This window comes from Xanthomonas sp. WHRI 6108 (genome assembly GCF_040202385.2).
Classification (GTDB): Bacteria; Pseudomonadota; Gammaproteobacteria; order Xanthomonadales; family Xanthomonadaceae; genus Xanthomonas; species Xanthomonas arboricola.
Window position 1 is genome coordinate 4,499,030 of record NZ_CP168198.1, and the last position, 22,809, is coordinate 4,521,838.

Genomic DNA, 22,809 nt, shown 5'->3' on the forward strand with positions numbered 1-22,809 from the left:
GTCTGCGATGTCAAACGCGTCGCCACGCGCCTTCAGAAGTGAAACGCCGGCTGCTTCGCCTCGAACTGCCAGCGACTGACGGAGCGTGCAATCGGAAAAACGACGTTTCGCTTGCGAGTGGCCTCGCCCCGTACCCTCACCCCTACCCCTCTCCCGAAGGGAAAGGGGAGTGCACGCCGACCATTGTTGCGATCACCCCCGCAACACTCTTCAAACGCAAACACCCGCCTTGCGGCGGGTGTTTGCCTGGATGCAGATCGGGTAATCGGTGGATTACTTGATCTTGCCTTCCTTGTACATCACGTGCTTACGCACGACCGGGTCGTATTTCATCATTTCCATCTTCCCCGGAGTGTTCTTCTTGTTCTTGTCCGTGGTGTAGAAGTGGCCGGTAGCGGCCGAGGAAATCATACGAATCTTGTCACGCTTGCCTTTTGCCATGACTGCTTACTCCTCAGACCTTTTCGCCGCGCGCACGCAGCTCTTTCAGAACGGCATCAATCCCGTTCTTGTCGATGGTGCGCAATGCATGCGCGGAGACACGGAGCTTCACCCAACGGTTCTCGCTGGCGACCCAGAAGCGGCGCTCGTGCAGGTTGGGCAGGAAGCGACGACGGGTTCTGTTGTTTGCGTGGGAGACGTTGTTACCCGTCTGCACACGCTTGCCGGACACTTGGCATACGCGGGACATTACGCACCTCGATAAATGAATTGCCACCCATAGCCTGGGGAGCGGCGGCCCCGACAGCGTCAAGCTGCCACGCAACGTTGGGAATCAAGAACTTACGCTGGGAACAAGCCGGCAACCCCATCGCGCTGGGTGCCGCCATCCGGAGCGATCCGGGCACAGCGAGCCGCGCATTATGCACGGCTTTCCTATGTGCCGCAAGCACTTAGCCCGCACTCCCCGCCCGCTCGCGGTGCAGCCAGCGATACAGCACCGGCAGCACCAGCAGGGTCAGCAAGGTCGACGAGACGATGCCGCCGATCACCACCGTGGCCAGTGGGCGCTGCACCTCGGCCCCGGCGCCGACATTGAAGGCCATCGGCACAAAGCCCAGTGCGGCCACCAACGCCGTCATCAACACCGGGCGCAGGCGGCTCAGTGCGCCTTCGCGCAGCGCCTGCTCCAGCGACATGCCCCCGGCCCGCAGGCTGCGCACGAAGGCGATCATCACCAGGCCGTTGAGCACCGCCACCCCCGACAGCGCGATAAAGCCGACACCGGCGGAGATCGACAACGCCAGGCCGCGCAGCGCCAGCGCCACCACGCCGCCGGTCAGCGCCAGCGGCACGCCGCTGAACACCACCAGCGCATCGCGCAGCGAACCGAACGACCAGTACAGCAGCGCGAAGATCAGCAGCAAGGTGCCTGGCACCACCCAGGCCAGGCGCTGGCCGGCGGAGATCAGTTGCTCGAAGGTGCCGCCGTAGCCGATCCAGTAGCCGGTGGGCAGCACGACCTCGGCCTGCACACGCTGCTGCACCTCGGCGACGAATCCACCCAGGTCGCGGTCGCGCACATTGGCGGTGATCACGATGCGGCGCTTGCCGTCTTCGCGATTGATCTGGTTGGGCCCGAGCACGGTTTGTACCTTTGCGACCTCGCGCAGCGGCACCGTGGTCGGTTCGCCACTGCGCCAGCCGGCCGCGCGGCTGGATTCGTCGACATCGGCGCGCTCGCCATCGCCACGCAGCGGGATCGGCAGATCGGCCAGCGCCGTCGGGTCCTGACGCAGGCCTTCGGGCAGGCGCACCACGATGTCGAACCGGCGGTCGCCTTCGAACAATTGCCCGGCCGCCTGCCCGCCCACCGCCGCCGACACCGTGTCCTGCACCACGCCGGGATTGAGCCCGTACCCGGCCAGCGCGGCGCGATCGGGCACCACCGCCAGCATCGGCAGGCCGGTGGCCTGTTCCAGGCTCACGTCGGCCGCACCCGGCACCGTGCTGGCGACTTCCTGCACGCGCTGCCCCAGCTTGACCAGCGTGTCTAGGTCATCGCCGTAGACCTTGATCGCCACATCCGCACGCACGCCGGAAATCAGCTCGTTCATGCGCATCTGGATCGGCTGGGTGAACTCGTAGTTGTTGCCGGGCAGCTGCTTCACCGCTTCCTCGATCTCGGCCACCAACTGCGCCTTGGGTTTGCGCGGGTCCGGCCACCGCGCGCGCGGATGCATGATCAAGAACGTATCGGCCACCGACGGCGGCATCGGATCGGTCGCCACTTCGGCAGTCCCAAGCTTGCCGAACACATGCGCCACCTCCGGAAACTGCTTGATGCGTTTTTCCAGCGTGGACTGCATGGTGATGGCCTGTTCCAGGCTGGTGCCGGGAATGCGCAAGGCGTGCAGCGCGATGTCGCCTTCGTCCAGGTTCGGGATGAACTCGCTGCCCAGGCGCGTGGCCAACACCGCGCACAGCGCCACCGCCACCACCGCACCGACACCGACCCAACGGCCGTGTCGCAGCGCGCGATCCAGCAAGGGCGCATACACACCGCGCGCCCAGCGCATCGCGTGGTTCTCTTGCTCGGCCACCTTGCCGCCGAGCAACAAGGCGATCGCTGCGGGGACAAAAGTGAGCGACAGCAGCATCGCACCGGTCAGCGCCAGCACAACAGTGATCGCCATCGGATGGAACATCTTGCCTTCGATGCCGGTGAGTGCGAACACCGGCAGATACACCGCCGTGATGATGCCCAGGCCGAACAGGCTGGGCCGGATCACCTCTGCCGTGGCTTCGGCGGTCAGTTCGAAACGCTCGTCGCGCTCGAGCACCCGCCCCAGCCGCAATTGCGCTTGCCCGAAGCGGCGCAGGCAGTTCTCCACGATGATCACCGCGCCATCGACGATCAAGCCGAAATCCAGCGCACCCAGACTCATCAGGTTGCCGGACACGCCACCGCGCACCATGCCGGTGAGGGTGAACAACATCGCCAGCGGAATCACCGCCGCGGTGATCAGGGCCGCGCGCACATTGCCCAGCAGCAGGAACAGCACCACGATCACCAGCAATGCGCCTTCGATCAGGTTCTTGGCGACGGTGACGATGGTGCGGTCCACCAGCGCGGTGCGGTCGTAGACCGGCACCGCCTGCACGCCGGCCGGCAAACTGGCATTGGCCACTTCCAGGCGCTGCGCGGCGGCCTGCGCCACGGTGCGGCTATTGGCGCCGACCAGCATGAACACCGTGCCCAGCACCACCTCGGTGCCGTCCTGGGTGGCCGCACCGGTGCGCAACTCGCGCCCCTCGCCGACCTGCGCCACATCGCGCACCCGGATCGGCACGCCTTGGCGCCGATCCAGCACGATCGCCCCGATCTGCGCGATATCGTCCACCTGCCCCGGCACCCGCACCAGGAACTGCTGGCCGTTGCGTTCGATATAGCCGGCGCCAATATTGCGGTTATTGGCTTCCACTGCGCGGGCCACATCGTCCAGCGTGAAACCCAGGGCGACCAGGCGTGCCGGATCCGGGGTGATGTGGATCTGCCGCGCATAGCCGCCGATGGTATTGACCTCGGTGACGCCGGGCACATTGCGCAACTGCGGGCGCACCACCCAGTCCTGCAGGGTGCGCAGATCGGTGGCTGTCCACGCACTGCCATCGGGCTTGCGCGCATTCGGTTTGGCTTCGACCGTGTACATGAAGATCTCGCCCAGCCCGGTCGCGATCGGCCCCAGCTGCGGCTCCAACTCGGCCGGCAGTTGCGACTTGACCTGCTGCAGCCGCTCGGCCACCTGCTGCCGCGCAAAATACAGGTCCGTGCCATCGGCAAAGACCGCCGTCACCTGCGACAAGCCGTAGCGCGACAACGAGCGTGTGGATTCCAGCCCCGGCAAGCCCGCCAGCACCGTCTCCAGCGGAAACGTCACCCGCTGCTCCGACTCCAACGGCGAGTACCCCGGCGCGGCCGTATTGACCTGCACCTGCACATTGGTGATGTCCGGGGTGGCATCGATCGGCAGGCGCGAAAAACTCCACGCCCCGATCGCAATCAACACCGCCGTCAACGCCAGCATCAACCACCGCTGCGCGATCGCGAACCGAATGATGTTAGTGAGCATGACGCGCACCTCCGCGCACACTCGGCGCAATGGCGTGCGCAGCCACACCGATCAGTGCGTGCGTACGCACGCACGACGCCTGTGCAATCGCAGCGGGCTGCCGTCGGCCGACAGCAGCACCACAGAGAGGATCCCGACCTTCGCCGCTATCGCGATCGCCCCCGATGCATCCGACCTTCGCAGCGCAGACTCTCACGCTGTTGCTGGCGTGATCGCCGGCGCCGTGAGTGCGTGGATGACGTAAAAAACGTTTCACCGAAGAATGGATGAACTGTGCGCAAGCACGCGCTTGCGGTCGAGGCAGACGCAAACCGGAAGCGCAGCGATCAATGATCATGCGATGCCCCCGACTTCTCGATATCGGCCTTCACCAGATAACTCTGCACCACCACCACCGCGTCACCCGCGGTCAGACCCGACACCACCTGCACCTGCTGTGCATCGCGCGCGCCCAACTTCACCGGCCGCACCTCGTACACATCCCCCACCCGCACGAACACCACCTCCCAGTCGCGAAACTGCTGCAAGGCCCCCACCGGCACCACCATTGCCGCCGGCTGCTGCGCCACCGTCACCCGCGCCTTCACCGCCGAGCCCGGCCGCCACAGGCCATCGCTGTTGCGCAACACCGCGCGCGCCACCGTGCTCTGACTCGCGGTGGCCGTGCCCGGCAACACGCGCTCCAATGTGGTCTGCGCCACCACGCCATCGCTGATGCGGGTCACCGTCACCGGTGCGCCGGCGGTGATGTGCCCGGCATCGGCGCCGAAGATGTGCAGATCCACCCACAGGCTCGACAGGTCGGCAATCTCGAACAACGCCTGGCCTTCGCTGGCGTTGCTGCCCAGGCTGGCGTTGCGGGCGAGCACGGTGCCGCTGATCGGCGCGCTGACCGAATACGTGGTCAGGCTCAGGTTGCTCTCCACCGTGGCCAGCACCTGGCCGGCGCGCACCTGGTCGCCGACATTGACGCGCAGGCTGCGCACCGGCCCGGGGAAGCGTGCGGTGGCCTGCGCCTGCGCACCTTCTGCCGGCGTCAGCAGGCCTTGCACTTCGTGCTGGTCGGCGATGCTGCCGGGACCGACCGGCGCGACCCGGATGCCGGCGTCCTGCGCGATTTTCGCCGCGATGGTGGTGCGCCCTTCATAGCTGGGATAGGCCCAGCGATGCGACCTGCCCTGCACGGTGGCGCGTACTTCCACATCGAACGAATGCGGCTCGCCGACCGTGCTGTCGGCCAACAGGCTGCCATCGTCGCGTGCGCGCAATCGATGCACTTCGTTGGCGCCGCCGAGCCGGGTCAGGCGGACTTCGACACTGCCGGCGCTGGGCGGCAAGGGCTTGCCGTCGCGGTACAGCCAGGCGCGATAGGTCGGCGGTGTGCCGTCTTCGGCAATCGCCAGCTCCACGCTGTCGCCGCCCTGTTCGAGCAGGCGCCCGCCGTGCGCGCCTTTTTCGGCTTCCTCGCCATGTGCGTCGGCGTCGCCCTCGGCGCCGGGCGTTGCGTGGTCATGGGCTTCTTCGCTGTTGCCGCTGTTGCCGCCGCAGCCGCTTAGCAGCAGCGCCAGCACAAGCGGCACAATCAAAAAACTTTTCATCGAAATTGGTCCTGGTTGGCGCCGGCACAGTGCGTCGGGCGAACGAACGAAGATGGTCTGTGCTGGATCCGCGGTAGGCGCGGTAGGCGCGAGCAGCACTTGGCGACTGCTGGATGCCGATGCGGTTGCAAGCGTCGAGGCCGATACCGGCGCAGCAGATCCACGCGGATGCAGGCAGGCAGGGCGAAAACGCGCAGCGGAGGTAGCGCTCATGGCCCCACCTGCGCAGTGCTGTCGGCCACGAACGGCTGCCCGGTCAGGCGCTGGATCTCGATCAATGCGGTCTGCGCTTCCAATGCGGCGGCCAGTTGCTGCTGGCGTGCATCGCTGCGCTGTGCCTGCAGCTGCGCCCAGTCCAGATAACTGGTGGCGCCGGCGCGGTACGCGCGCTCGGCGGCGGCATCGGCGCGCGCAAGTGCGGGCAGCACATCGCTGCGCATGCGCGCCACTTCCAACTGCGCGGCGCGGTAGCGGCCATGCGCGTCGGCCAGCGTGGTGTAGAGCGCCAGTGCCTGCGATTGGCGTTCGATCTCCAGCAACGAAAGCTCCGCTTCGGCGGCGCGGATCTCCGGTTGCGCACGCGCGGCGCTGCCCAGCGCCAGCGAAACGCTGCCCAGCAGTGCGGTGGCATCGTTGGCTTCGAGCCGGCGCACGCCCACCTGCCAGTCCAGGTCCGGACGCGCCTGGCTGCGTGCCAGCCGCACCCGCGCCTCGCGCACGCGCTGCTCACCGTTCAAGCGCGCCAGTTCGGGGGTGGCATCGAGCAGCTGCGCCAGCACCTCGAACTCGGGAACCGCCGGCAGCTGCAATGGGTCGCCGGTGACATCGCCGAAGTCTGGCGTGCGCTGCCCCCACAACACCGCCAGCTGGCGGCGCGCGGCCAGCAGTTCCTGCTGCGCGCGATCGCGCTCCAGTTCCGCCCGCGCCTGCAGGGCCTGGGCGGTCAGCAGCACCGATTCGGGCGATGCGCCGGCCTGCAGACGCTGGCGCGCGGCACTGACGGTGCGTTGGCGCTGGGCCAGGGTTTCCAGCGCGGCCGCATGCCGTTGCGCGGCCATGCCGATGGCCAGATAGCGCCGGGCGACTTCGGCCAGCACGTCCAGCCGCGCCAGCGCCCGCTGCGGGGCGAGTGCGTCGATGCGTGCCTGGGCCAGGGTGCGGCGCGCGTCCAGCTTGCCGCCCCGTTCCAGCACGCCGGCCAGGGTGACGGTGAGTTCGGCCTGGTCCAGCGCGCGGGTCGGGCCGCTGCCGAACACGTTTTCCAGTTCGGCGCCGATGCGCAACGGCGGACGCAGCGCGTCGCGCTCGGCGTCGGCGGTGAGGACCGCGCGCTGACCATCGGCCAGGCGCAGGTCGGGGTGCTGCCGGGCGACGCGCGCAATGGCGTCGTCCAGCGTCAGCACGGGCTTGGGCGGTACGTCCTGCGCCATGGCGCACGGCACGACCGCGAAGACGGCAAGTGCCGTCAGTCGCAACCACATGAGGGTGTCTCCGGAATCGGGATCGATGGACAGGCCGGCAGCTGCCGGCGATGCATCAGGCCGCGATCGGGGGACGCAATCCGGTCTCGCTCAGGTGCGAGCGGTAGTACGCGAGCACGGCCACGGGCTGGGCCTGCGTGTGCGTGGACAACGGCAGCCAGGCCAGCGCCGGCAAGACGGCCGGATTCTGGCCGTGGCAGTAGCCGCTATGCATCAGGGCGTGCATCAGGCCGGCCCCATCGCGCTCGCCGGCATCGCCTTCGTCGGCGCCGTCATGGCCGTGCGGCGCGGTGTCTTCCAGGTGCATCTGGTCGTGCGCCAGCGCATGCACATCGCCCAGCGCGCAGGCCACCGGTGCGACCAGTACGCCCATGGCCAGCACCGCCAGCGCCATCAGGCGCAGCAAGGGGTGCAACAGGCGGGCGCGACGCAGCAGCATGGGCGCAGCCTATCGGGGCCAGGGCAGTTACACAATCGCATGCCTGCCGCGCAGCATCGCAGGAGCGGACCTGGCCGCGACGCCGTCCTGGTCAGCGCGATGGCACTTCGCCTACATGCTGGTTGATCGCAGACAGCGCCCCGGAGGGCGAGAAGCTGCCGACGATTACCTGAAACTGGGATCGAGGCCATGACGGCGCCGGGGTCGGGGACAGCGTCGCGGCCGGGTCCGCTCCTACGTGGAGCGGACCGTTTGGCCAGCGCCATCAGGCGCAACAGGCGGGCGCGACGCAGCAACACGGGCGGTTGTAGGAGCGGACATGGCCGCGACGCCGTCCTGGTCAGCGCGATGGCACTCCGCCTACATGCTGGTTGATCGCAGACAGCGCCCGGGAGGGCGAGAAGCTGCCGACGATTACCTGGAACTGGGATCGAAGCCAGGACGGCGCCGGCGCCGGGGTCGGGGACGGGGTCGGGGACAACGTCGCGGCCGGGTCCGCTCCTACGTGGAGCGGACCGGTGGCCAGGGTCAGGGCGCGGCAGCGCTGGGCTTGGACGTTGCCGGGCGCGCCTTGCTCTCGGCGATGAAGGCGCGCACCTGCTGCTCCAGCACCGGCAAGGTGACCGAACCCTGCTTCAGCACCGCGTCGTGGAAGGCCTTGATGTCGAAGCGGTCGCCCAGCTCCTGTTCGGCCTCGGCACGCAGCTTGACGATGCTGATCTCGCCCAGCTTGTAGCTCAGCGCCTGGCCGGGCCAGGAGATGTAGCGGTCCACCTCGGTGGTGACCTCGTGCTCGCTCAGCGCGGTGCGCTCGCGCAGGTAGGCCAGCGCCTGCTCGCGGCTCCAGCCGTCGTGGTGCACGCCGGTGTCGATCACCAGCCGGCAGGCGCGCCACATTTCGTAGGTGAGCCGGCCGAATTCCTCGTACGGGGTCTCGTAGATGCCCATCTCCTGGCCGAGCTTTTCGGTGTACAGCGCCCAGCCTTCGCCGTAGGCGGAGATATAGTTTTCGCGGCGGAACGCCGGCTGGTCGCCCTGCTCCAGCGCCAGCGAGCCCTGCAGCGAATGCCCGGGCGAGGATTCGTGCAGGGTCAGCGCCGGCAGGTTGTACAACGGCCGCGACGGCAGGTTGTAGGTGTTGACCCAGTAGGTGGTGGCGCCGCCGCGGCCGGCGGTCCAGAACGGGGCGATATCGTCCGGCACCGGCTTGATGGTGAAGCGCCCGCGCGGCAGCGTGCCGATGAACCTGCCGACCTGCCCGTCCACCCGCTTGGAAATCCACGCAGCGCGATCGAGCAGTTCCTGCGGGGTCTTGGCATAGAACTGCGGGTCGGTGCGCAGGAAGCTCAGGAACTGCGCGAAGCTGCCCTTGAAACCGACCTGTTTGATGATCGCGTCCATCTGCGCCTGGATGCGCGCCACCTCGTCCAGGCCGATCTTGTGGATCTGCTCCGGCGCCAGGTCCAGCGTGGTGTATTCGCGGATCTGCTGGCGATAGAACGCCTTGCCGTCGGGCAGCGCTTCGGCCGCCAGCGTGGTGCGCGCCTTGGGCATGTACTCGTCGCGGAAGAAGCTCAGCAGCTTGCTGTAGGCCGGCAGCACTGCATTGCTCAGCGCGGCCTTGGCCTGTTCGCGCAACTGCGCCTGTTCGGCAGCGGGGATCTGCGCCGGCAGCTGCTTGAACGGCGCGTAGAAGCTGGACGCGGTCGGGTCTTTGACATCGGCCACGGTGGCGATGGAAACGTCGCGGCCATCCAGCACCGCGCGCGGCACGCTGAACCCGCGCGCCAGGCCGGCGCGCATGTTGGCGGTCTGCTGATCGAAGTAGCGCGGCACATCGTTGAGGCGCGCGATATAGGCGCGGTACTCGGCAGCGGTCTTCATCGGCCGCTGCGCCATGAAGCCGAGATTGGACCAGAACGAGCTGTCCGAATTGAACGGCATCTCGTACAGGCGCAGGCGCACCTCGGCGGCGAGGTTTTCCACCTGCGGGCGGTAGATGGCGTAGTTGACCTGGTTGGCGGGCGAGAGCTGTTTCGGGTCGATGCCGTCGAGCTGCTTGAGCACGCCGTCCCATACCGCCAGGCGCGCCTGCTGCGCGGCCGGGCCGACATCGGGCAGATGGGTGTTGTCGCCGGTGGTGTCGCTGTCTTCGTCGGCCTGGCCGGTCTCGGCCTGGCGCCAGTTCCACTCTTTTTCGTAGATGGCGCGGAAGCGCGCATCGGCGGGGCGCTCGGCGGTCAGCGTGGCGGGCGCCGCTGGTGCCGGTGCGGCGGCCTGCGCCGAGGTGGCGGCGAAGCTTGCGCCCAGCAGGGCGAGCGAAAGTGCGGCGGCGAGAGGAGATGTCACGTGCGGGCGGCCTGCGTTCGGATCGAACGTTCGATCATGGCAGCCCGGGCCGCAGCTGCCATGGGCCGGAAGTCCCAGCGCGGGGATTGCGGGTCGCGGGTTACAGAGTGAATGCGCGCGACCGGACAGGCCGGCCGCTTCAGCCTGCCTTGCGCACCACCACCAGATGCCGCTCGCCGTCCAGGCCCGGCACCTGCAGCGGATGCACCTCGCCCACCGTCCAGCCGGCGGGCAGTGCGGCGATCTCGTCATGCGGGTAGACGCCCTTCATCGCCAGCAGGCTGCCGCCCGGGCGCAGCAGGTGGCCGCCGACGTCAATGATGCCGGCCAGCGTGTCCAGCGCCCGCGCGGTGAGGTGGTCGTAGGCGGCCGGCTCGTCCAGCGCCTCGGCGCGCGACTCGGCCACGCGTGCGTTGCCCAGCGCCAGCTGGCGCAGCGCCTCGCGCATGAAGCGGGCCTTCTTGCCGTTGCTTTCCACCAAGGTCACCTGCAGCTGCGGGCGGGTGATCGCCAGCGGGATGCCGGGCAGGCCGGGGCCAGTGCCCAGATCGGCCAGCGTGCCGCTGGCGATGTAGGGCTGCATGGCCAGCGAATCGAGCAGATGGCGGGTGACCATCTCGCGCGGGTCGCGCACGGCGGTGAGGTTGTAGGTCTTGTTCCAACGCACCAGCAGCGTCAGATAGCGCAACAACGGCGCGGCAAAGGCCGCATCCAGGGATTGGGCCTGCAGGCCGTTGGCCAGCGCAGCGGCTACATCGGGGGCAAGTGCGGCATCGTTCATGCCGCGATTATCGCAGCTGGCTGGCGTGCAGGTGCGTGCCGCGCAGGTTGGCGATGCGTGGCGCGTGAGCGCGTGGGCCGCAAGCCGACGTACGTGAACTTGCCCAGCACAACGTCCAGGCCTGCGGTGCCGCAATGCCTGCCACCCACCACAGCCGCCGCTGCACCGGCGTGTAGGCATCGCTGTGGGCAGGGTCACCCGCCGCGGTGGCACACCCGTATCCATGTCCACCATCCGCAGTCGATGACGCAGGTAAGCCTGCGCCGACAGCGACACCACTGCCGCTGCCATTGAACGGACATGCGCCCGTCGCACTATGGTCGCGTTCGCCAGATCGCCTGTATGCCCATGTCTTTGATCGACCCGTCTTCCGCATCGCCCCTGCCTGGCCCCGGCAACACAGCTGCCGCCGTGGATCACAGCCGGCGCCGTCTTCTCGTCGCCGGTGCCGGGCTGGCGGCCGCCGGGCTGCTCAGCCCGTTCGCACGTGCCAGCGGCAGCCCGGACCCGTTCACCCTGGGCGTGGCCGCGGGCGACCCGCTGGCCGATGGCTTTGTCATCTGGACCCGGCTGGCGCCACGCCCGCTGGAGCCGGATGGACGCGGCGGGCTGACCGCCCCGGTGCAGGTGCGCTGGCAGGTGGCCAGCGACCCGGGCATGCGCCACATCGTGCGCCAGGGTCAGACCGTTGCCAGCCCGGCCTGGGGCCATGCGGTGCATGTGGAGGTCGCCGGCCTGGCCGCCGATCGCCCGTACTGGTACTGCTTCCAGGCGCTGGGCGCGCGCAGCCCTATCGGCAGCGCGCGCACCTTGCCGGCGTCGCACCAGTTGCCGGATGCCGCACGGCTGGGCTTTGTGTCCTGCTCGCACTGGGAGCTGGGCTATTTCAGCGCCTACCGCCACCTGGCCGCCGAACAGCCGGACCTGGTGTTCTTCCTCGGCGATTACATCTACGAATACAGCAACCACGGCGAGGCAGCGAACAAGATCGTGCGCCCGCATGGCAGCGGCGAGTGCCTGGATCTGGCCGGCTACCGCAACCGCTATGCGCTGTACCGCACCGACCCCGACTTGCAGGCGCTGCACGCCGGCAGCGCCTGCGTGGCGACCTGGGACGACCACGAGGTGCAGAACGATTACGCCAACCGCTGGTCGCAGGACCCGTCGATTGCGGTCGACACCTTCCTGGCCCGGCGCGCGGCCGCCTACCGCGCCTTCTACGAACACTTCCCGCTGCGCGCACGCAGTCGCCCACACGGCGCCGACATGCGCATCTACCGCTCGCTGGACTACGGCCAGCTGGCGCGCTTCTACGTGCTCGACGGGCGCCAATACCGCAGCGAACAACCCTGCCCGCAGGCCAACGGCTGGCGCGGCGGGCATGTAGTGGACGACAGTTGCCACGAACGAACCGACCCACGCCGCAGCATGCTCGGCTGGGAACAGGAGCGCTGGCTGCATGGCGCCTTCGCACAATCGCCCGCGCGCTGGAACGTGATTGCGCAGGATCTATTGGTAGCACCGATGAACCAGCACGGCCGCGACGGCGTGTTCGGACACTGGACCGACGGCTGGGACGGCTACCCAGCCACGCGCACCCGCATGCTCGATGCAATTACCAAGACCCGGCTACGCAACCCGGTGTTCTGGGGCGGCGACATCCACTCGTACTGGGTCACCGATCTGAAGGCCGATCCGGCCAACCCCGACTCGCCGACGCTGGCCACCGAATTCGTCGGCACCTCGGTCACCTCCGACGGCCAGAGCAACGCCGAGCTGCAACAGACCATGGCGCTCAATCCACACGTGCACTACGCCGAAGGCGAAACCCGCGGCTATGTCTCGGTGACGCTGACACCGGGCCGGATGGAAACGCGCCTGCAAGGCATCTCCGACCGCCGCGACCGCCAGGCCACGGTCTCGACGCTGAAGCGCTTCGTGGTCGAGGACGGCAAGGCCGGTGCGTTGGAGGCGTGATCAACTACAAATGCCTGCATCGACAAGATTATGGGCCAGGATTGATCGATGCCTTCGAGCTCGCCCCTGTACCGTCAATTCGCCCGGCGAATTCAACTCTGATTCGCAACGCTGTTGAGGACCTCCTCGGAGAAGACTTCGAGGGGAGTTTTGAATCCGAGTATCTTGCGTGGGCGATTGTAGAGTCGCTGCTCGATCCATCGCAGGTGCGCATCGGTGATGGTGCTGAAATCGGTCTGTCGTGGCAAGTCAACCCGTTGGCATTTTTTTTGCTGCCTCGCTGCCATGCGCAGTACGGATCTGCAAAATAGAAATCGCTCTGCAGGCAGGCAGCAATGAGCTGATGATCGGCGAACTCCTTGCCGTTGTCGGCGGTGAGGGTGTGCACTGTATGGCCTAGGCCATACAGCCGCTGGACGATGGCGTTGCTCACGTTCTCGGCGGTGCCGTCAGGCGAGTAAGCAAGCAGATGCAGGCGACTGTGGCGTTCGGTGATGGTGACCACCACGGCCTTTCCGTGTGAGGCCCGAAGGGTATCCAGCTCCCAGTCGCCGATGCGGCTTCGCTGCTCCACTACGCTTGGGCGCTGTGTCCAGCTGCGCCGATGCGTCAGCTAGCTGCCTGCGGCCATCGCGCACGCCCCGCCGACGGCGCTTGCGGCGGCGCCTGCGTAGATGCGTGAGCAACTGAACACCGCGCTTCTGGTCGGCGTAGATGTGCCGATAGATCCATTCGGGACTGGCCAAGCCGGTGCGCTGGCAATCTGTTCCGGACTGAAATCCTCGCTCAGCAGGCCCTCGATCTGGCAGATGCGCTCAGCGTCGATGCGTAGACGCCAGCTAGCCTGCGCGCGCCGATGCTCGCTGATGCGCTGCGCGTGCTCTGGCAGATACTGCCGAGCGTGCTAGTTGCGGCGCAGTTCGCGGCTGATCGTGCTGGGCGCACGCTCCAACCAATCGGCGATGGTCCGCATCGACATGCCGGTTTCATACAACGCATGTAGACGGTATCGTTCTAGCAGGTTCAGGCGGCTGGATGACATGGGCAACTCCACTTGGCGGTGAAGTCGTTCAGGTCAGGTCGCCTGGGCCACTTCACAACCGTTGGTGTCGCGATCCGGAGCTGAAGCCGCGGCCATATGGCTCACATTAATGATATACCCTTAGAAATTACCTCATCCTAGTTGAGTCAATTTCAGACTTCCATTATCAAGATTTGACCACCGCGCACGCAGCACCTTAGTCACTGTCTCACGGCCACCCTCTAAATTGACTAGGAAATCAAGACTTTCCTTTTGGATACGCAATTCATTTTGCATGAGCTGACTTTCACAAACCATGCCCTCTAGGCGAGGATCATTAGGATCAATATCTTCTTGAAATTGCACAAATAAATCAACGGTATCTCTGGATAAAGATGCTACATCAATGAGCTGCATTGCTGTCGAGCTTGTTGTCGCATTTATAGTCATCGCTGTTGCTACAGCAGCGTCAAGTGCGGCGGATGTGTATAGCGAAGTAAAATCTTCTGTATCGGGCGCCTGCTTCTCACAAGCTTTTACTAGGGTAGCCGCCTCCTCATTTAAGTTACCGAATTCAATCCATTTCCAAATATAGTCTAAGGAATCCCTTAATACCGACGCATCACCAAAACCGGTCTCTTTGCTGAAATCAACGTAATTAGGAAACATCCTTTCACAACAGTAGGCCATAAAAGCTACACGCTTCCAGTCCGGCATGCCATTTATCCAAAGCAAAATTTTTGTTTCGTTGAAAATTTCCACTTCCAGCCTTCATTTATCTTTAATGGGAATTTCTAATTTTCTCATGGCTTCCTGACATCCTGAGCATGCCGTTCGACTCGGCGAGACGCTTGTTGGCGTCAATCCCATATCTCTAGCGGCATTGACTCCGTTCACCTCGGCGTGCGTGCGTGCGGCGCCTTTTCCAGCCACCTCGCCAACTTGTAGGGCTGCACGCTGCGCTGGACGCAACCTCCCTTCGCTTGAAGTGACAACGCGAACACCTTCCGCCGTCTCTGTTACAGCAGTCGTGACTTTGGACTGAGTTATAGGTTTTAGTGCGCCCTGGATTTCCCTTGCCCTGGTGAGGGCGCTTACTGCTTCAGCAGACTTCGCAACAACCCCGCCTACGCCTGCAGCTGCTCCGCCAGGACCATCACCAAACTGCGATAGGAACAGGTCCAACGCAACACTAAGTGTAACAGCAGCATGCTCACCCTGTGCTCGGTGGAAGTCATTGATAACGGCCGGGTCGCTGGAACCAAGTTTATTTTCCGCTGGAATTGTCTGCCTTCCATCCGGATCAGTGAACCGATACGGATTGTCATTAGCATACCAATAGCGATTGAATGCCCCTAAAGGATTGCCATAAGCCATCACGGGATCAACTGAAAGAAGTCTTCCAATCTGTGGATCGTAATACCGCTGCTGCATATAACTCAGCCCGGTCGCCGAGTCAGTCACATGCCCGGTAAACCCAGGTCCGTCCACTGCTGCCTTATTGACCATGCCGCCATACGGCTCATACACCGTCCGCTCGATCACATTGCCTGCGGCATCGGTGATCGCCACAGGTGAGCCCAAGGCGTCGGTGTGGATGTACTCCACCGTTTCGGCAAGACCTGTAGCCGGCCAGGCCAATGCCAACAGCAGCGCCGCACGACGCGAGATTCTCTTCAGCATCCTGGCATCCTCATTCCATCTCGCCCTGGGTCACCGGGAATGGTGGGCTCGACCATGCCGAACAGCCACCGGCGTTGCAGGCGCGCACCGTGTACTCGTAGGCGCAGTAGGCATTGCCGTTTGCACTGACATAGGTGCTGGGGCCGGTGTAAAGCGCATTGCCGCCACTGCTCTGCAATTGGTACTCCACTGCATCGGCGACCGCAGACCAACCGGCTTCGCACCAGACCTGCACCGGCGCGGTGCGCGTACTCAGCCAGTTCGCTGTCTGCATGGCCGGCGTCGCCGGTGGCGGAGAGACCGTCACCGTGACAATGCCCGAGGTCGGTCCGCAGCCGGCCATGTTGCAGGCCCTGGCGCGGTAGCCGTAGCTGCCCCTGCCTTTGCTGGTGTCAAAGCTGGTGGCAGCGCCCGCATATACCTGCACCCATCCTGCGCCATTACTGTCTTCTTCCAGCTGGAAGCTCTCGCTGCCGGATGGGGTGCTCCAACTCACCGTGTACGCGTTACCCGGCACCAGCGAGGGGGCCGACAGTGCGGGCTCCAGGGTGGGCGGGGCGACAACCTGCACCGTGACAGTGCCGGACCAGTTACCGCACCCGGCACGATTGCAGGCTGCCACCCGGTAGCCGTAATCGCCGGCAGTGCGGGCACCGCTCTCGAAGGCCTGTTGGGGGCCCTCCTGCAGCGTGGACCACGCTCCACCATTGGCACTTTCCTGCAGCACATAGTGAGAGGCCGCGCCTACAGTCGACCAGCTGACGGCAAAACCGCTCTGGGTGGCACGTGCAGGAGCACTCGTTGCGGGCGCACTGTCGGGCGGGTACACCACATTGACACTGGCGCTGGCGGAATAGGACGTACAGCCGATGGGATTGCAGGCGCGTACCCGATAGCCGTAAATCCCCGCCGCGCGTGCTGCAAAAGCCCTGGACAACTCTGCACCGGTGTAGCTTTGGCTCCAGGCACCATCGGCAACGCTCTCTTCCAGCTCATACCCGGTTGCACCCGAAGCGGCGGACCAGGCGATGCTGTAATTGCCGTTGTCGCCAAACTGAGGCACCGACAGGTCGGGCACGGTCGACGGTGGCAGCTCGATCGCCACTGTGGCGATGTTGCTCCAGCCTCCACAGCTGTCGCGGCATGCACGGACGCGATACTGGAAGCTGCCAGTCGATTTCCCGGTGACGGTGAACGTCAGCGCGCTTGCGTTGTAGATGCCTGTCCAGCTTCCGCCGCTGGCCGCTTCCTCCAGTTCGTAACGCGTTGCCGCGCCCACCGCGTTCCAGGTCAACGCGTAGTCGCCCTGATTGACGTAACCCGGGCCGCTCAATGCCGGAACATTCGGGGTCACGCTGCCCGACACCTGCGCCACCAGGCTGCCGTTGAGCTGGATGTAGTCCACGTCCTTGCCGGTGCGCTCATTGCGCTGCTGCCGCAGGACACCGGCATTGTCGTAGAACGAGTAGATCGCGCCGCTGGCGGAGGCCTGAGCGCGGATACGCCTTCCCTGCGCATCGTATTGATAGGTCTCCACTGCACCGACCTGACGCAGGCGGTTACCGTAGTCGAAATCGTAGGTTACGCCGTTGCGATTGTTTAAATTGCCCTGCACGTCGTAGCTCAATCCGACCAGCGTCGCTCCGCCGACGGCATCGACCACGTTGGCCAGGCGATTGTTGCCATCGTAAACATGCACGCGATCACGCGTTCCCACTTTGGCCGACTCCAGATTGTCCAAGGCGTCATAGTTGTAGCTGGCGTCACCAAAAGCAGCAGAGGTTACGGTTTTCAACCGATCCAGGCCGTCGTAGGTCATGTCGCGGCTGGTGTTGCCGCCCGTTACGCCATCGCTGATGGCCATCACATTACCCATGGCATCATAGTCATAGCCATCGTCGAGCACCGCAGTGCCACCAGCCAGATCGGTACTACGATCGGGGAAACCACGCACGTTCTGTCCCAATGTATGCACCACGCCATTGCCGTAGACGAACCGCGACATGCCGCCATTGGCGTAGTAGGTCACCTCGCTGGCAAAGTTGCCTGCACGGGTCGGGCGGCCCAATGCATCCGGCGCATAGTCCACAACACGCCCACTCGGGTAGGTATGGCCCGACAGCGCGCCATTCGCATCGTAGGCATAGCTCATGCTCCTGAGCCCAAGTTCGGCGTGCTGCTGAGACTCCAGAACCAGCAGGCGTCGGCGGTTGTACTGGTAGCTGCTGATCACCGGCAACGCGTCGCTGGTATTGGACGTGCTGATGGAGGCAGGCAGACCGTCTGGGGTATAGGACCAATCCTGATCGCCCCGACCATCAGGGAAGCGCAGTTGAAACAAGCGATTGCGCGCATCGTAGTTGCGCACCACGACACGGCCACTCGCTTGCGCCGCTTCGGTATCGCACTGGCTCGCGCTGGTCAGGGCGGTGCCCGATGCAGACCAGGCAAGATTGCCGGCTGCATCGTAGTCCTGCACGGTGGCGCCGGATTCCGGCTCGATGGTCTTGCACAGCTGGCGATACCCATCGTAGACATAGCGACGGGCCAGCTGCTGGCTGCCATCCCCGTTACGCCGGTTGATCGAGAGTGGAGTTCCGAGCGCATCGCGCTGGATCTCGGTAATCACGTCTTCGGGTTGGGAAATCGTCAACGGCATTTCGTACTCCGGCCCGGTATAGGCCAGATGCCGGGTCGTGGTGGAAAGACCTCGCGGATTGGTCACGCGGACGCTGAGATCGCCGATGTAATCGGTCGTGGTAACGAGCGGCCAGAGCTCCGATGCCTGCGTCATGCCGATCGGGCGCCCAAGCGCATCGTATGTATAGGAAGTGCCTGAGAGCGACTGGTTGACATCGTTCACTCCAAGCGACGGGTACGAGGTAAACGCCTTCTGGCCAGTGACGTCATAGCGAGTGACCACGGCGCTATCGGTCTGTCCTTGTGCCACCTCCGCAGTCAGTACAGGGCGAAATAACGCATCCAGATAGGTCTGGGTTGTGTGCCCGCCCTGCGTGCGGCTGTGCAGCCAATGCCCGGCAGGCAGGCCGAGATTGGCTGCCTCCATGCGTTGCAGCGCAAAGCTCACTGCATTCCATGCCGTGCTGTCGCCCTGCGGATATTGGATCGACGCCAATCTCCCCATGCCGTCGTAGGTGTAGTTGGTAGTGAACCCGTTCTCATCGGTAAGTGCGGCAATCCATCCGTTGTCGTCGATCACCACCGATCGCGTCGCGCCATTGGGCGCTTCAGCGGTGCCGGGAAACTTGATTTGCTGCGGTACACCGAACTTCCAACTACTGAGCAGGGTTGCATTGCCACGCCCATCGCTGACGCTGGCGACCGTTCCATCAGCGGCGTAGCCCACACTCTGGGCAAGCCGCCCAAATGCATAGAAACGCACTGGTAAGCCGCTTGCAGTATCAAACTCGGCGCGGCTGCGCTGGATATCGCCGACGGTCTCTTGCTGGTCCTGTCCCAACAACCACAATCCAGCGTCGTCGTAGTAGGCCTTGGAGATAGTTCTGCTCTGGCCGGCAGAGTTCGACTCCACTGCAGATCTCTCGCGGGCGAAAGCATCGAAGGCAGTAATCTGGCGGACAAACTGCACACCATCCTGGGTTGTGCTGGTGCTCTGCACGGGTCGGTTGCCATGCGACATGATCTCGTCACTTCCATATACATAGCTGGTACCAGCCAATGCCGGAAACGGTGCGTCTGCAAGCTGCGACTCTGTAACGTAACTGGTGGTCTCCACCTTGACATTGACATCGTTGCGCGTGGTCACGACGCCCAGCAATCGCCCATCGTTGTAGCGGACTTCCTTGCCGAACTCGTAACGCTTGACCGTGCCGTCGGGCCCGACTTCCACCGTGAATTTGTGTTCTGCGCTGCCTGCCGGATACAGCGGCCAGCTATCCACCGTGACGTCACGATCGTAGCGCCCACCTAAATTGAGATAGTCGTACTGCCATTGAGCAGGCGGCAGCGCAGGGCCGCTGATGGTCTTGGATTTGAGGGTGTAGGCATCGCGATATAGCGGCGTCTGGTTCCATCCATCCTCCAGCGTGGCGCTTTCCCCGTTTTCCTGACAATCGAAACGCACACCCATCCGACCGTGCCGGATCGGGCGCAGACTAAACGTTGCGACTGCTCCAGAAGGGTGGTTGACGGTATAGATCGCTTCGTTGTCGAGGAGGATACCCATTTTGGCGCACAGATCCATGCGTACACGATAATTGGATTCCGGCTCGTCCTGGGTTTGCCGCTGCTTGTATAGCAATGCCGGTGGCGTGATCGCATAGCCCCACGCTGTTCCATCCGGCAAAGTGACCGAGATCAGCCGGGAAGTAGTGCTGTCGTACTGGTAGCTCCACTGGCGCGTACCGCTGGTCATACTGGCGATGCGCCCCGCGTTGTCGTAGCCGAGCACAATGCTACGCCCATCGTTGGCATGGAGACGCTGCAGCTGCGCGCCACTCCATTCGTAGCGAACCCAGTTGCCGAAGCGGTCGACGATCTGGCTCGGATACAGAAATACCTTGTTGCGGCGGAGCACCGCATGCGTATCTGCCCCAAGGGTTTGCTTATGTGCCTGATCGTTATGGTCGCGCACCACCATCCAATCGAAATAATACTTGCTACCGTCGGGCGCATGCCCCACGAAGCCCTGCCCTACCTGCCCGCTCTTCAAGGCACCCAGGCATGAGAAGAACCAGCCGTCCTTGGTATTCCAGCGCACAGGCTCGGTAAACGTCGGCCTGACCTCGCGCGCATCCCCTGATGCGCCAAGCAGTTCGCCGCCCCCACCTCCGGGCAACGACAGCCGGTTGCCGTCCCAGTACTCGAAATCAGCAAAATCAATATCGAGGGTTCCGCGCACATTCCGGACCGTGACAGTCGGTGGTCCGCTCACGCTGTCACAGCGCTGCGCAGGCGCCCAACCGCCAGCAGCTGCCGTGGCCGCATCACCTCCAAAAACGCCTGAAAGAGAAGGGATATCCAGCTCCCAGTCGCCGAAGGCAAGATTGCTCTTGGGGTTGCTCGGGTCGAGCTTGCGTCCGATGGACACCGATAAGCCGCTATTTCCCGTCAACGACAGCTCGGTGGCAGAGAAGGACACCGACCCATCATAAAGATTGACCGACTCGCCAAAGATATCGCCCTTGAGCGGCTCGACCAGTTCCGCATATTTCAGCCGGTTGCCATATTCCTCATGCCAGCTTGGAATCTCCGCATACAGCGTCGAAGAAAAGCACGCGAGCGATAAAATCATTACCCCGAGTCTTGCGAGATCCGCAACAAACAGGCGACCAGTACCGCGAAGCCTATAAACCGGACAAAATTGACCACATTTGTCATCAGACACGCCATGCGTCCTACTCATCCCTGACCTCTGCGCTGTAGTGAATATCCACTCATGACCGCCATCCCAGCCAGTGAACCAGCTGGCGTTTCGCGCGATGACCTGTCCTTGGTGCCTCAGACGAGTCTGTTCCGCAACGGGAATACCGTCAAGAAAAATTCAAAGCCCTAAGCACGTTGGAAAAGCGAAAGACGCCCATGCAGCGGCACCTCAAGCGCTCACCACTTCATTGCCGGCAATGCAGCGCTGAGGGGGTGAATTCGAAATACTCCAATCACGTTGCTATGCCTGAAAGATTCGCCTAGCTATCGTCGCGCCAGACACGCGCCGGTAAGACTCATGCGCTAGATCTGGATGCCGGACCCAACTTGTCAAGGACATCCCATGACCGCCTCCGATCCCGCCCGCCGCCGCGTGTTGCAAGGGTTGGGTGCCGGCTTGTTGCTGCCGGCCACTGCCGGTTGGTCCACGCGCAGTCTGGCTGCGCCGTCCGGGCGGCCGCTGATCACCGATGGGGTGCAGAGCGGCGATGTCGTGGAGGGCCGGGCGTTGCTGTGGAGCCGCTGCGATCGGCCGGCGCGGCTGCGGGTGGAATGGGATACGCGCCCGAGCCTGCGTCAGGCGCGTCGCGTGGATGGGCCGGTGGCTTCGCCAGCGCACGATTTCACTGCGCGGGTGGATCTGGGTGCATTGCCGCGCGATCAGGACATCTTCTACCGGGTGCGCTTCGAAGATGCCGACAGCGGCGTCTTGAGCGCGCCGGTGCACGGCCATCTGCGCAGTGCGCCGCAGGCGCGTGGCGATGTGCGCTTTGTCTGGAGTGGCGACACCATCGGCCAGGGCTTCGGCATCAATCCGGACATCGGCGGCATGCGCATCTACAGCGCGATGCGCGAGCGCAACCCGGATTTCTTCCTGCACAGCGGCGACACCATCTATGCCGACGGCCCGATCCCGGCCGAGCTGATCGTGGAAGAGGGCAAGCGCTGGCGCAACCTCACCACCGCGGCCAAGAGCAAGGTGGCCGAAACGCTGGACGAATTCCGCGGCAACTACCGCTACAACCTGCTCGATGAGCATGTGCGTCGCTTCAATGCCGAGGTGGCGCAGGTCTGGCAGTGGGACGACCACGAAACCACCAACAACTGGTCGCCCGGCAAGCAGCTGGACGAGCGCTATCAGGTGCGCGATATCGGGGTGCTGGCCGGTCGTGCACGTCAGGCATTTCTGGAATACGCGCCGATGCGCGGCGTGCATGCCGATGGCAACGGGCGCATCTACCGCAAGATCAGTTATGGCCCGCTGCTGGATGTATTCGTGCTGGACATGCGCAGCTATCGCGGCGCCAACAGCGACAACCTGCAGCCGCAACCGGGCGCGGACGCGGCCTTTCTGGGCCCGCAGCAACTGGCCTGGCTGCAGCGCGAACTGGCCGGCTCACGTGCGCAATGGAAGGTGATCGCCGCCGACATGCCGATCGGCCTGCAGGTGCCCGATGGGCAGGACGCCGCAGGCCGCGCGCGCTGGGAGGCGATCGCCAACGGCGATCCGGGTGTGCCACGCGGGCGTGAACAGGAGATCGCCACGCTGCTGCGTTTCATCAGCACAGCGCGCATTCGCAACACGCTGTGGCTGACCGCCGATGTGCATTATTGCGCGGCGCATTACTACCACCCGGATCGGGCGGCGTTTCAGCAATTCGAGCCGTTCTGGGAGTTCGTGGCCGGCCCGCTCAATGCCGGGAGCTTCGGCCCGAATGCACTCGATGCCACCTTTGGCCCGACGGTGATCTTCCAGAAAGCACCGCCGGCACCCAACCTGTCGCCGCTGGCAGGATTTCAGTTCTTTGGCGAAGTGGAGATCGATGCACGCACCGGCGTGCTGACGGTGACCTTGCGCAATCTGGATGGGGTGGCGCAGTTCCGTCAGCCGATTTTGCCGCACGCTGCGACGCGGCCGGAACATGCCTGAGACGTCGGTCGGGCCAGCAACGCAAGCATCCATGTCCGGCACGTGCTGCACCCGGTCCAGGACGCAGCGCA

13 protein-coding genes and 1 pseudogene are annotated in these 22,809 nt (G+C 64.5%); 2 read left to right on the forward strand and 12 right to left on the reverse strand.

Annotated features, from left to right (window positions below; genetic code table 11):
- Positions 1-273: 273 nt before the first annotated feature.
- From rpmG to rsmG, 8 genes are all read right to left on the reverse strand, one after another.
- Positions 274-441 carry a 50S ribosomal protein L33 gene (gene rpmG, locus ABQ039_RS18960; RefSeq protein ID WP_002809462.1) on the reverse strand — a complete coding sequence of 56 codons (168 nt, stop codon included), beginning with the start codon at positions 439-441 and terminating at the stop codon, positions 274-276.
- Between the two features lie 13 nt (positions 442-454).
- Positions 455-691 carry a 50S ribosomal protein L28 gene (rpmB, locus tag ABQ039_RS18965; protein WP_002809459.1) on the reverse strand — a complete coding sequence of 79 codons (237 nt, stop codon included), beginning with the start codon at positions 689-691 and terminating at the stop codon, positions 455-457.
- 202 nt (positions 692-893) lie between these two features.
- Complete coding sequence (locus ABQ039_RS18970; protein WP_349778651.1) at positions 894-4,073, reverse strand: CusA/CzcA family heavy metal efflux RND transporter; 3,180 nt, start codon at positions 4,071-4,073, stop codon at positions 894-896.
- A gap of 326 nt (positions 4,074-4,399) precedes the next feature.
- The gene (locus ABQ039_RS18975; RefSeq protein WP_349778650.1) at positions 4,400-5,671 is read right to left on the reverse strand and encodes an efflux RND transporter periplasmic adaptor subunit; all 1,272 of its coding nucleotides are present in this window, start codon (positions 5,669-5,671) and stop codon (positions 4,400-4,402) included.
- 209 nt (positions 5,672-5,880) lie between these two features.
- A complete protein-coding gene (locus ABQ039_RS18980; protein WP_349778649.1) occupies positions 5,881-7,152 on the reverse strand; it encodes a TolC family protein in 1,272 nt (423 codons plus the stop codon).
- A 55-nt stretch (positions 7,153-7,207) separates the two neighbouring features.
- Complete coding sequence (locus ABQ039_RS18985; RefSeq protein WP_016902720.1) at positions 7,208-7,591, reverse strand: hypothetical protein; 384 nt, start codon at positions 7,589-7,591, stop codon at positions 7,208-7,210.
- Positions 7,592-8,119: 528 nt separating this feature from the next.
- Positions 8,120-9,940, reverse strand: coding sequence for a DUF885 family protein (locus tag ABQ039_RS18990; RefSeq protein WP_349778590.1), 1,821 nt, complete (start codon positions 9,938-9,940; stop codon positions 8,120-8,122).
- Between the two features lie 139 nt (positions 9,941-10,079).
- On the reverse strand, positions 10,080-10,721 hold the full coding sequence (rsmG, locus tag ABQ039_RS18995; RefSeq protein ID WP_166764845.1) for a 16S rRNA (guanine(527)-N(7))-methyltransferase RsmG: 642 nt from the start codon (positions 10,719-10,721) through the stop codon (positions 10,080-10,082).
- 348 nt (positions 10,722-11,069) lie between these two features.
- On the opposite strand from rsmG, the gene ABQ039_RS19000 reads away from it, so the two are divergent.
- On the forward strand, positions 11,070-12,698 hold the full coding sequence (locus tag ABQ039_RS19000; RefSeq protein WP_184611907.1) for an alkaline phosphatase: 1,629 nt from the start codon (positions 11,070-11,072) through the stop codon (positions 12,696-12,698).
- 92 nt (positions 12,699-12,790) lie between these two features.
- Here the strand turns inward: ABQ039_RS19000 and ABQ039_RS19005 are convergent.
- The 4 genes and pseudogenes from ABQ039_RS19005 to ABQ039_RS19020 all read right to left on the reverse strand — a co-directional run bounded on the left by ABQ039_RS19005 (position 12,791) and on the right by ABQ039_RS19020 (position 20,677).
- Positions 12,791-13,740, reverse strand: a pseudogene (locus ABQ039_RS19005) (IS30 family transposase).
- A 132-nt stretch (positions 13,741-13,872) separates the two neighbouring features.
- Entirely contained in the window at positions 13,873-14,481 is a 609-nt protein-coding gene (locus ABQ039_RS19010; protein ID WP_184611727.1) for a DUF416 family protein, read from the reverse strand.
- Positions 14,482-14,490: 9 nt separating this feature from the next.
- On the reverse strand, positions 14,491-15,402 hold the full coding sequence (locus ABQ039_RS19015) for an RHS repeat-associated core domain-containing protein (protein WP_184611725.1): 912 nt from the start codon (positions 15,400-15,402) through the stop codon (positions 14,491-14,493).
- Between the two features lie 10 nt (positions 15,403-15,412).
- Positions 15,413-20,677 (reverse strand): wall-associated protein, encoded by a 5,265-nt coding sequence (locus tag ABQ039_RS19020; RefSeq protein ID WP_349778591.1) that lies wholly within the window; start codon positions 20,675-20,677, stop codon positions 15,413-15,415.
- Between the two features lie 474 nt (positions 20,678-21,151).
- On the opposite strand from ABQ039_RS19020, the gene ABQ039_RS19025 reads away from it, so the two are divergent.
- Positions 21,152-22,738 (forward strand): alkaline phosphatase, encoded by a 1,587-nt coding sequence (locus tag ABQ039_RS19025; protein ID WP_184632951.1) that lies wholly within the window; start codon positions 21,152-21,154, stop codon positions 22,736-22,738.
- Positions 22,739-22,809: the final 71 nt, after the last annotated feature.

Bases quoted from the DNA above. Each gene is read 5' to 3' on its own strand.
- ABQ039_RS19000 (WP_184611907.1), top strand. From the start codon at position 11,070: ATGTCTTTGATCGACCCGTCTTCCGCATCGCCCCTGCCTGGCCCCGGC.
- ABQ039_RS19025 (WP_184632951.1), top strand. From the start codon at position 21,152: ATGACCGCCTCCGATCCCGCCCGCCGCCGCGTGTTGCAAGGGTTGGGT.
- ABQ039_RS19020 (WP_349778591.1), bottom strand. From the start codon at position 20,677: ATGATTTTATCGCTCGCGTGCTTTTCTTCGACGCTGTATGCGGAGATT.
- ABQ039_RS18975 (WP_349778650.1), bottom strand. From the start codon at position 5,671: ATGAAAAGTTTTTTGATTGTGCCGCTTGTGCTGGCGCTGCTGCTAAGC.
- ABQ039_RS18985 (WP_016902720.1), bottom strand. From the start codon at position 7,591: ATGCTGCTGCGTCGCGCCCGCCTGTTGCACCCCTTGCTGCGCCTGATG.
- rpmG (WP_002809462.1), bottom strand. From the start codon at position 441: ATGGCAAAAGGCAAGCGTGACAAGATTCGTATGATTTCCTCGGCCGCT.
- ABQ039_RS18970 (WP_349778651.1), bottom strand. From the start codon at position 4,073: ATGCTCACTAACATCATTCGGTTCGCGATCGCGCAGCGGTGGTTGATG.
- ABQ039_RS18980 (WP_349778649.1), bottom strand. From the start codon at position 7,152: ATGTGGTTGCGACTGACGGCACTTGCCGTCTTCGCGGTCGTGCCGTGC.
- rpmB (WP_002809459.1), bottom strand. From the start codon at position 691: ATGTCCCGCGTATGCCAAGTGTCCGGCAAGCGTGTGCAGACGGGTAAC.
- ABQ039_RS19015 (WP_184611725.1), bottom strand. From the start codon at position 15,402: ATGCTGAAGAGAATCTCGCGTCGTGCGGCGCTGCTGTTGGCATTGGCC.
- rsmG (WP_166764845.1), bottom strand. From the start codon at position 10,721: ATGAACGATGCCGCACTTGCCCCCGATGTAGCCGCTGCGCTGGCCAAC.